We start from the raw sequence: 1012 nt of genomic DNA on the forward strand, positions 1-1012 counted from the left end.
GGTCGACCGCCGCGTGATCTGGTACATCAAGATAGAGGATCTGCGCAGCCGCTATGGTTAACACATGGTAAAGGGCGCGCGCACCTTCCGGCAGCGGTGTCTCGACGAGCGAATCAAGGATCGCCTCGATGCGCGGCAGGTGGCGCAGGGCCGTATTGAGCATGGCGCGCACCAGCGCGCGATCCGCATCGTCCAGGCTGCGATAAACCGGATTGCCGTGCTCGGTGTCCAGCATGCCGTCGAGCGGCGTATAACGATCGATGACGGCCGCGAGAATCTTGGCCGCCGCCTGGCGCGAAGCGAGGCCCGGCTTCTCTGCGGTGCCCGCTTCAGCGTCGTCTTTCCTGCGAGCCGGTTGGCCGCTTCGGAATGTCCGTTTCGGGTGCGTATCTTTCGTCTTGTCTGACATCAGGACCAGGGACCCCTCGGCGGTTCGGAACCGCCGCGCCCCCAACCGGTGGAAGGTACCGAGCGCGACTTGCGCAGGGGCTTATCAGCCCTGACCGGCTCCGTCGAGCGTTCCCGCATGCCGCTCGCCATCTGCTCCAGCGCCGCGATTCGGTTTTCGGTATTGGGGTGCGTCGAGAAGAGGTTGTCCATCCGTTCGCCGGACAGCGGATTGATGATGAACATATGGGCGGTGGCGGGATTGTGCTCCGCCTGGTCATTCGGGATGCGGCCGGCCGCCACCGCGATCTTGCGCAGCGCCGACGCGAGCCAGAGGGGATTGCCGCAGATTTCCGCCCCGCGGCGGTCGGCGGAATATTCGCGCGTGCGGCTGATCGCCATCTGCACCAGCATGGCGGCAAACGGCGCGACGATCATCGCAATGATGACACCGATGACACCGAGTGGATTGTTGTTCTCGCGGTTGCCGCCGAAGAACATCGCGAAATTCGCGAGCATGGAGATGGCACCGGCAAGCGTCGCCGTCAGGGTCATGGTCAGCGTATCGCGGTTCTGGATATGGGCGAGCTCATGCGCCATCACACCGGCCACCTCCTCGTAGGAA

The 1012-nt window shown here is 64.1% G+C and carries 2 protein-coding genes; both read right to left on the bottom strand.

The genetic code is table 11. From position 1 onward, the window contains the following. On the bottom strand, nt 1-409 hold a 409-nt coding region (locus LXM94_RS25905), incomplete at its 3' end, for a transcription antitermination factor NusB (RefSeq protein WP_329605654.1). Further along, nucleotides 409-1012 (bottom strand): M48 family metalloprotease (locus tag LXM94_RS25910; protein ID WP_235774768.1); only part of this gene is annotated, 604 nt, incomplete at its 5' end. The genes LXM94_RS25905 and LXM94_RS25910, both read right to left, overlap by 1 nt.

Source organism: Rhizobium alarense (assembly GCF_021555155.1).
GTDB classification, from domain to species: domain Bacteria; phylum Pseudomonadota; class Alphaproteobacteria; order Rhizobiales; family Rhizobiaceae; genus Rhizobium_D; species Rhizobium_D alarense.